The 9829-nt window shown below is 42.6% G+C and carries 4 protein-coding genes; 2 read left to right on the forward strand and 2 right to left on the reverse strand.

Annotation, left to right across the window (positions count from 1 at the left end):
* On the forward strand, positions 1–266 hold a 266-nt coding region (locus WC773_04710), incomplete at its 5' end, for a hypothetical protein (GenBank protein ID MFA6082676.1).
* Positions 267–313: 47 nt separating this feature from the next.
* Here WC773_04710 and WC773_04715 read toward each other — a convergent pair.
* On the reverse strand, positions 314–559 hold the full coding sequence (locus WC773_04715; protein ID MFA6082677.1) for a hypothetical protein: 246 nt from the start codon (positions 557–559) through the stop codon (positions 314–316).
* Between the two features lie 136 nt (positions 560–695).
* Positions 696–9656, reverse strand: a complete 8961-nt coding sequence (locus WC773_04720) for a hypothetical protein (protein MFA6082678.1) — start codon at positions 9654–9656, stop codon at positions 696–698.
* Between WC773_04720 and WC773_04725 the strand changes: the two genes are divergently transcribed.
* Positions 9649–9829 (forward strand): hypothetical protein (locus WC773_04725; protein MFA6082679.1); only part of this gene is annotated, 181 nt, incomplete at its 3' end. The genes WC773_04720 and WC773_04725 overlap by 8 nt on opposite strands.

Raw genomic sequence — 9829 nt, forward strand, 5'->3', positions numbered from 1 at the left:
AAACAAAACCTCCATACAAGGTAAGGAGGAGGGCTAAGACGCCAAGGAAGGAAAGTGCCGAGCGGATGATCTTCGCGATGGTGACCCTGATGTCTGAATTAGATAGTCCGAGGCTTGTACCAACCTCCGGGGTAAGACCGAGCTCGGGGGATGTGAGGGTTTGGGCGGAGACAAAAGTTACGAAACTAAATAACGCAAAAAACAAAACCGCCAGTGACAAAATAATCCGTCCCCTGGCAGTTTTATTTTTAATATTATTTTTATAATGAACCCATTGAAGCATGAGACAATGAAGGTCATTAGACAAATTAATTTATCTGCTGAACTTTCGTTTAAATGTATCTTCTGGTAGACGACCAATTTTTTTAAGATAAGCCATCTTATCGGCTACTCCGAGTCTGTGCAAAGCGCTTTTGCGACGGACATTTTTACTTTTTTCACCAATATAATATTGGGTCTTTTTTACCTGAAGTACTTTGCCGGATTGCTGCCAGATTTTTTTAACCCGGCGCATGTAAGCCTCAAAAGATTCATTTTTCTTCCGTTTTATTCCGGACATGTGTGTTCACCTCCGTTTCAAAAATTAAAGGAATTAATTAACAAAATTATACCGTTTTTTACGGAATAAGTCAATTTATAATAATCACGAAGCCAAACCCCTTTAAGATGCCAAAAAAATATGCAAATTTACTACTTTAGATGCCCGGATTACAGCTTTCCCATTGACCAGCAAGCGGAGCAGAAAATATATTACCGGTAATAGTATTGTTATTGGAGCTATTTCCATAATTTAAAATTGTTCCACCGCCGTTATTCCAGATCCAGTTATTAGAAATGTTATTATTGTATGGAACATCACCAAAATCACCGCCGACAGAAATGCCCGCATCAAAGTTTGTGTCATGAATTTTATTACATTTAATTATCGCATAATCACCCGTACCAGTGCCGCCACCGGCATTAAAGTTGGAAATCTGACCACGATAACCATTTGTGACTCTAGCGCCACAAACAGCACCATTACATGTCCCCCATTTCTGAGTAGCCCATGGATTCTCATCACCCCGCGAAATATCGTTATTTACATAAACTGAACCAACTGCGGGACCATCTTCATTTACATAACTCCAAATCTGAAAGCCCTGAATATTATCGTGAATGTAATTATTTCTAAATGTCCAAGCCGTACCAATATGGTAGATGGCATGATCATGCTCTCCGGTACCATTATTGTCACCGGTATCATGAGCCCCATTTTCATAGATTTCGACTCCGTCAAAAGTGACATGGCTCGCATGCCCATGAATACCCGCAACATATTTTCCATGTCTAACCTTGCCACCAGTAAAATTCAGATCATGACACCAGAGTGATGAAGGACCGTAATCATTACTAGAATTTATGTTCGCAGGTTCAAAGCGTATTGCTTCACCAGCAGATGATGGTGATCCGCAATTACGACCGTCGACGATAAGATTCTGGAAATTAAGATAGGAACAACTTGAACCGCCGGAAGAAGACGAAAGAAAATACATCGCACCGCCACCACAAGTAGGCGGTTCAATAATAACCGTTTCCCCAGGATAAGCGGCAATTGTAATTGGATTTCCTGCTGTCCCAGCCGGCAAGCGACCGTTTCCCCACGATAGCGCGCTATGTGTACCATCGATGCTCGCAGTTTCGGTCCAGCAAGCACCACCCTGGGCGCCATCACTCGTACAAGCAGTATTAGTATCAGAAGAACCACCCCGAATATATAAAGTATCACCAGGAACAAGCAAAGGAAGGGCGTGCGTCAGAGTTCTCCATGGCGCGCTTAATGATCCGGTTCCGGTAGTATCATTTCCCGAATGAGAAACATATTTTGCACCAGGCGTTACGGATCCACTATACGTACAACTCTGAGAAAGAACTGGTGAACCACCCGTACACCCACTTGGTGATTGGGTAGCAACGGTTCTAGTTTGAGTATTATTCACTTGGCAAGCGCCAAATGCATTGTAAGTAAAGGTAGTACAAGTGATACTACCGGCATTGCTGACAGCAATCGAAGTCCAATCACACAGGGTCGAAGCTAGGTTACAGGCCATGATATATATGCTAGTTGGACTGGTCGGGACCGAGGCCGGCGGCATATATAGACCGTTTGAACTTACCGAACCATAAACGGCTGAATTGGTAGTCGTGGTACAAGTGCAAGTCCAGCCAGTGCCCACCACACTGCAAGTGGGCTGAGTCGTGCAAACATTCCAGGTTAAAGATTTGTCGGTAGCGGTGGTTGGCGTATAGGCGACACTAACCTGGTGCGTGGCGGGAATTGTGATGGATGATGAGCCAGAGGTGCCATCAAGAATAATTTTGGTGAGCGGAATAGCTGAACCACTATATGTGCACGACTGAGAAAGTACTGGAATAGCTGAAGTCGGAGCCGAAGAACTACATCCGGCAGGAATACCAGATGTAATTGTTCGGGTCTGAGTTTGTGAAACTGGGCAAGTTGCTGGCGACCACGAAGTGTAGTTGTAATCCGTACAGGTCAAAGCTGTCGGAGGTGCATTTGGACAATTTAAATTAAAAATTGAAAAACTAGAATAGAAAGACCCAACATAAGCTCTAGTAACGCCAGAGGAATCAACGGCCACATCAATGCCCCACGGATTAGCAAGTCTTGAATCAGTAAAATGAGTTATCAGAGTCGGATTCATTGGATCTGAAACATCTACCACTTCAATTGCGCCTTCGCCAGGTAAATTACCTCCCCAATTTACAACATATGCTCTATTACCGGCGGCTTTTACCTGCATGTGATTTTGATTTCCAATTGTAAATAAGTATCGACCTAAAAATGCCGGCTTGGTAGAACTTGAAATATTAAACAACTCTAAAGAACTAAATGTTGCTACATAAGCTATATTATCTACAACATCGAGCCCATATGCACCACTCAAACTTGTCGACAAAACACCAACGGTTCTTACGCTCAAAGGATTTGAAATATCAAATATCATTAATTGACTACTAACAATATATAAATAATTCCCCACGACTGATAATACCGGAACACCTAAAATAGTCGAATCGCTTATCGTAGCAACTACCACTGGGGTGACTCCAGAAATATCAACAATTACCACGTCAACAACTGAGCCAAGCATATTTCCAACGAAAGCATAATTTCCTTTAATTTTGATATAGTGTGGCATTGAAAATCTTGGATCAGTAAGCGTATTAACTAAAACCGGCGCTGCAGGATTTGAAATATCAATTTTAGTTAGGGTGTTATTACTATTTACAACATAAGAATAGTTGCCAGAAATATCAATAGAATAATGGTCGTTAGTACCTAAAACCGGAAAATGTCCGACAATTGTTGGCGCAAGTGAATTTGAAATATTGATAACTGACAGGTAGCTGGTTGTTTGATCGGGTAAATAAGCATAATTACCCGAAACTGCCAAAGATCTTATCCCCCCAATTAAACTTGAATTTGTTACATTACTTTCCATTACCAGCGCTCCACAGCTTAGAGCCGCAGTACAAGTACCGCTAACACAAGTTTGCGCTGCTGGGCATTGCCAATTGGCAGTACAAACAAAAGTGCAGGTACCTGGAATAGATGCCGGCGGGGTGCCAACACAGCCAGCCGGAGCAGAAGCAATAGAAAGACAAGTATTAGTACCATTTGCCAAACAAGTACTCCAACCGCCCGCTGCACATGAATAAGTACAGGCCGGCGGATTTGAACAAACATTTGCCGAACATACTAGACCGCTTAAACATAATGATGTTGCTGAACAAGGCTGCCCAAGACTACCATCTACAATACAAGACATTCCTGTCGAACCAGACTGACAACTAGAACCAGCCGCGCAAGTTCCACAGCTTCCACCACATCCATTTGTGCCACAAGTATTGTTGGTACAATTTGGAACACAAGCTGGAACTTCAGTAATTAATTCACTACAAGTACTATTGCACCAAGTGCAATTCGCGCCACTTGGTACGCAGGCTGTTCCATTTGGATTTGGGCCGGTAGTTCCATTATCACAAGCTTCATATTTTGGATTTCGCACACCGTCTCCACAATACCCCGGTGAACCGCCAGTTGTACCGCTATAAGCAGCATTTCGTCCGGTACAAGTCGCGTTACATTGGTTATATTGTCCGTTCAAACTGCCGTCATCACATGATTCACCCGGTTCAACAAGCGAATTTCCGCATTTGGCGAGCGATAAACAAGTAACGGTTTGAGGGGCGCCCCAATGACAAGCTGAATCACAAGTTGTGACCGTAGCATTTGGTCCAGTTGCACAACTGCTCTGATCATAAATTTTTGATCCGGCTGGATCGCAAGTTTCTCCGTCGATACGATTAATTACTCCGTCGCCGCAAGTACCTTTATTAGAAGTCGAAAGCTCTGTAACATTTTCACAAATTCCCGAATTAGTAATATTGCTCCAGTTATTAAGATTTGGAAAACGCGCGTTATCACTAAAATCATAACCATTGGTAAACGCATTAAGATTATTAATTGTTACGCCTGGATCTTCAAATCGGGCGCGAACAAGATAACCGTCGTTGGTAGAAATATATCGATATGCTAAAGAATTACTGTTACAGGCAAAACTAAATCTGCGATCAGTTGTACTCCAACCAGTCGATGGATCGTGCAAAGTACAAGCGGTTGCTGGACCACCCGGACTTAGACAGACCGGATCAGACGCGCAAGCAGGATCATCACAATCGGTAAAGCTGTTTGCGTTATCGTTAGAACCATTGTTGCAAATTTCTCCGGTAACAACACACTTGCCAGCCTGACAAACAGAACCGGGCGAACAAACCGGACCGGAACCACAAGGTGGTGGTGGAGCAAGTCCGCCACAAGGAACATTGTTTGTACAAAATGTCGTTTGATCTGCACAGCTGCCAGCCGGAGCTAATTTATTGATTGGATCAACCGGAGTCGCAATATTAAGTTGCTGCCCAATTTGAGTCCAAGATGGCCAGGTGCTAACACTTTGACCGGCAAGGTAGGTGCCAGTTTTTAGAGACGGGAAAGTTCCAGCCGCAAGATAAATTGAATCAATGCTCGGGGACGGCCGATCCAAGCTAGCAACCTTTGAACTAGCTAATAAATAAGGATAGACATTATTATTTGCAAGCGTATAAGCAACAAGAGAGTTATCTAATTTTTTTAGATCAACCAAGCGCTGGTGATTTCTTTGAAGTTTAGCAACCTGATTAGAACAGACTTGCCCGGCCTGACAATCTAAGTCCGAGGAACATTTGACGACATAGCCGGGAGTCGAAATATTTATTCCGCAGTAACCATCATTATGGGAAAGCGCAGAATTAATATTAAAATGGAAATTTTTTACCATCTCTTCAAAAATCTTTCGAGTTTCCGGTTTAGCGTCACTATTAATACTAAAGAGATATACAACATCATATAAATTACCGCTATCCGTATAATTTAACGCTGAAGCATAAATATTATTTCCATCACTCACGGCTTCATAACCGCCAAAATTCGTAGCCTGAACATTACCGCTGAAACCCTGACCGCCTAATACTTTGGGGGCACGATACCAATCCATCGAAGAAAGATGTTCGGGATTGGGGAAGACCTGAATGCCTATACCATCAGTATTTTTATCATTGGTAAAAATAAAACGTTTGAGAGGAGAAGTGGTGAGACAGCGCATGCTGGCGGCACAATCTGGACTCGCACTGGTAATTGGGTCCGATACGGTACAAGCAAAACCAGTATCTTCACAGACGCCAACATTTACCCGAAGTGAAGCAGGGGTATATTGAACCGCTACTTTAAGATATGGCAGGTCGTCAAAAACTCCAGTCGAACCATTGTCGGCACAATAATATGTACTGAAATTGAAATAGCCATCTCCTACCCCGGTTGTGGCAGCTGGAATTTGGGTGCCGTTAAAGAGATTAGTATTCAAATCAAAACCACTGTGATTAATAACAGAATCGTTAAAAGGAAAGACCGGAGTCAAACCAACATATCTTGGCGGCCAAGGATTTTCACAAAGGAATACTGTGATGTGTGAAGCGCCAGAAGCGACCGTGCCAGTCTCAGCATTAATCGCGTTTGCAGTGAGACGAGCAAGCGCTCTAATATCTACTTCACCATTACGATTTTGAGATCTAATTAAGTTTGTTTGAGCATTCGAATTTGAAACAGTTACAAAAGGACTATTGGTAGGAGCCCAGACAAAATCCCAAGCATATATCCCGGGAATAGGTTGGATAGTACCGCGTTTCGAAATTGCTTCGGCGGTGAGAATCACATTGGAATTAGGCGCAGAGAAATACCAAGATGATGGTGTAACTTTAACAGAATCAATCTGACAAAGAACGTTATCAGTATCAAAAGTGAAAGTAATGTTGGGGTTAGTACCAGAACGACCAATGCTGACACCCTTGGTCGAGAGAATCGCATCTCTTAAAATAACCGTATAATGAGAATTCCCGACCAGCGGTTTAACGAGAGAAATAGAAATGCGAGAAGTGGTGGAACTGGTTTCGGAAACTGAAAATGTACCTTGATTCGAACCGACACACCAAATATTTGGGGTATAATTTGGAGCAGCTAAAACTTTTGTAAAACTAAATAATTCAACAAAGAAATTTTTAATCGTATTTATAATTTTTATATACCAAGGTCCGGAAGCAATAAAACTATTATCAACATTATTTAATGCAACTAAGTTTGAAACATCTGTTTCACCCGCTCCGCATGCCGGACCGACCTCACCTCTTGCGATAACAATGTTAGAGGTGGTAGAAGTTCCGGTAAGAGTTGCTGAACTAATCACTCCATTAAAATCGACGGTAATGGCAGTGTTCAGACAAACTCCGCTCGCATTATTTTGTGGGAGATATGTTGTCGCGACTGGTTTTGCATAACAGCACGAATCTGAACCAACGCCATAGACAACTCCTCCGCTGTTCATAACCGAACATTCCGCATCGGTATGGTAACCGCAAAGAATATTGAATTGTCCGGAACCAGAAACAGTGTTTGCACCAACGATAGTAGAAGCAACGATGTTCGCCCTTTGAGCCAAAGGATCACCGCTCGCGATACCAAGACCGACTCCGCTAACTAACGCCCAAGGATCGGCTAGGTTTCGCGGGTTAATAGTTAAATTACTTTCACAACTGGTATCTTCACCAATGCCTACTACTCCATCACCACAAGATGAAGGATTAGAATAAAGCAGCGAAGAACCTATTCTTTGACCATGGCTGTTACAGCCTTCAGAATTTGGCGTACATTCATTACGAGCTGAAATATTTGCTAAATTTGTTACCAAACAATTATCATTACACCAACTGGCTCGAAGTCCCCCGCCGATTTCACAACCGACATCTTCATCTGGTCCGGTAATACCATCACCGCAGCGGCTTACCGCAGATAAACAAGCGGCATCAAAATCGGCTTTGGCAAAACCGCCATAAGTTACTTGGTTGCTATAACACCAAAGACTGGAAAGTGAGGTACCGGTATGTAAACAACTTGCCGAACAGTTTGCGGCTGACAACGGGTTAGTATTAACCGCTGTAATACCAGTATCACAATCTTCACCGCTTCCAACAGTTCCATTTCCACACATTGAAGTATCAATTCCATTATTCGCAACAGCGACACCAGTTGGATTGTCCACTGTAACCTTAATATTATCAATCGCCCAACCTTCATCGCCCGGAGTTTCTGTCTGTAAACTGGAAAAAGCTAATTTCATTGTAGCCGCTGAATGAGGAAATGAAATTGAAATATGATAAGTTGAATCCGATACCGGACGCGCATATCTATTAACGGCGAAGGCGCCGGTGGTCAGTGGATTTGAACCGCCGGTTCCGATTGGCGGAGTTTGATTTGGAAAACTTTGTGATGGATTCCCGCCCGGATTTGCGAAGTCAGAGGCAAATCGAATTATATTATCAACCACCATTTTTATTGTGTCGGGACCATTCGCTACACTATTGCCATCCATTGTATCCAAAATTGCCAAGTCGAATTGAACGGTGGTTGAAGTGTGGGCCGGAATATTCGCAACTTGCAAGGTAGTGGTTTGACGCCCAAAGCCGTTCATTGATCCCGCCAGCATTCGATAACCATTGAAATTTAATATCGAACCAAGTGACCACTCGGTACCAATAGTAGTTTCAAAATTTTGCGTATAAACATCAATTGTCTTATTTACACCCGGTGTTAAATTTGTTGACGAACCCAAATGACGACAATCAGAACTGCAACCAGTCGCAGTCAAAGGATTCATCGGATCACAAGCTTCACCAGCATCAACTCTTCCATTTCCACACGTTGCCGAGGTGCCGAGAAAACGACAATTTAAACTACAACCGTTACCAAGATTTGGACCGTCACAATCTTCTCCAGCTTCAACAACTCCGTTGCCACAAATTCCCCCGCCAGTTAAACCGGCAGCTGAATTATTGTACGAACTAATAGTTTGATCAAATTGACTGGTAATTGAATTGAACAAAGCGGCCGAAGGCGTAGTGCTAGAAAACCAAGCTTCATAAATTGTTTGCGTTCCCGGCGCAGCCAAATATCCATTTCCGAGTCTGGCTGGTCTCCAGGTTGCGGGCATAAATGATGTAGTTCTAGTCACCACTGTCCCCTGATTTAATTTGGAAATTATAGTCGAACCAGCTCTACCAACACAACCAATATTATATGTTGAAGTTGAAATTGAATTACCCGTGTAAAGATTAAACTGAGCGCCGCCGTTATAAGATTGGAATGAAAAATTTCCGCCCGGATTAGTATACACTTCATAGCCGCCGCTCGAATCACCGTTTCCAAACAAACCCGGGAAGGCATTAATTATCGGCTGATTAAAGACAATACAAATTGAAAAATCTCCAGAAAAATCTAGTACATCGCTACCCGATCCGAGTGAATAATAATTTGCCCCCGTAAAAGGACCTGCCCCATTACGTCCGCCCGGCCCATTTGTTACCTGTGGAACTGTGCCATTTGTTGTCCATAAATTTGCGCCTGCATCAACTAAGGTACTGCCGTTCCAAGTGACATGAGAAGCAGTTTTTGCATCATCTGGAATAAGATTTGCAAAAGTCGTACCTTGTTTGGCGGATGTAGGTTTACTACTTCCGCGCACGAGACATTTATCAGTACAATAAGGATTATTTCCGCGAGTAGTAAAAGCGGTAACCGTCGCTACATTCGTTGCCGATGAAGACCATGTCCAACTAATATCCCAAGGATTAAGCCGCTCGCCGGTTTGACTGCAAGAATTTGGCGAAGAAAAAGGTTCAGAAGTAAAAATTGTTTTATCATGAATTGAATCCGCAAAATAATTTATCGGTAAAACTTGTACCCGAGTAATCTCGCATGACTCATTTTTTGTTTTGAATCTCCAGCTAAATTCTTGATTAAACGCCCGTGAATAAGAAGCTGGAACAGCTAAAATCGCTCTCGACCAAATATTATTCGATGCGGTTAACGGATTGGCATTAAATGCAGAAATAACAACTTTATAAATAGTATTAGAAGCAAAATTTCCATAAGTATTATTGAAAGACAAAGAGACTTGATCATTTCTAATTTGGAAACTTCCTGCTCCGCCAATTTGAACTGTGTTCAAACAATTTTCATCTAGACACCTAAACACTCTTGCGGTCGATGCACCGTTCAAATTCCGACTCGACAAAGAAACATTAAACTTCACCCCAATATCAGTATTAAGACAGGCACTCTCACACTTTGGCCACCAATCAACTACGCTTGGATTAGTAAGATCGATAGTGAGCGGTGAAA

It is taken from the genome of Patescibacteria group bacterium (assembly GCA_041660565.1).
Classification (GTDB): Bacteria; Patescibacteriota; UBA1384; order CAJBMM01; family CAJBMM01; genus JBAZWC01.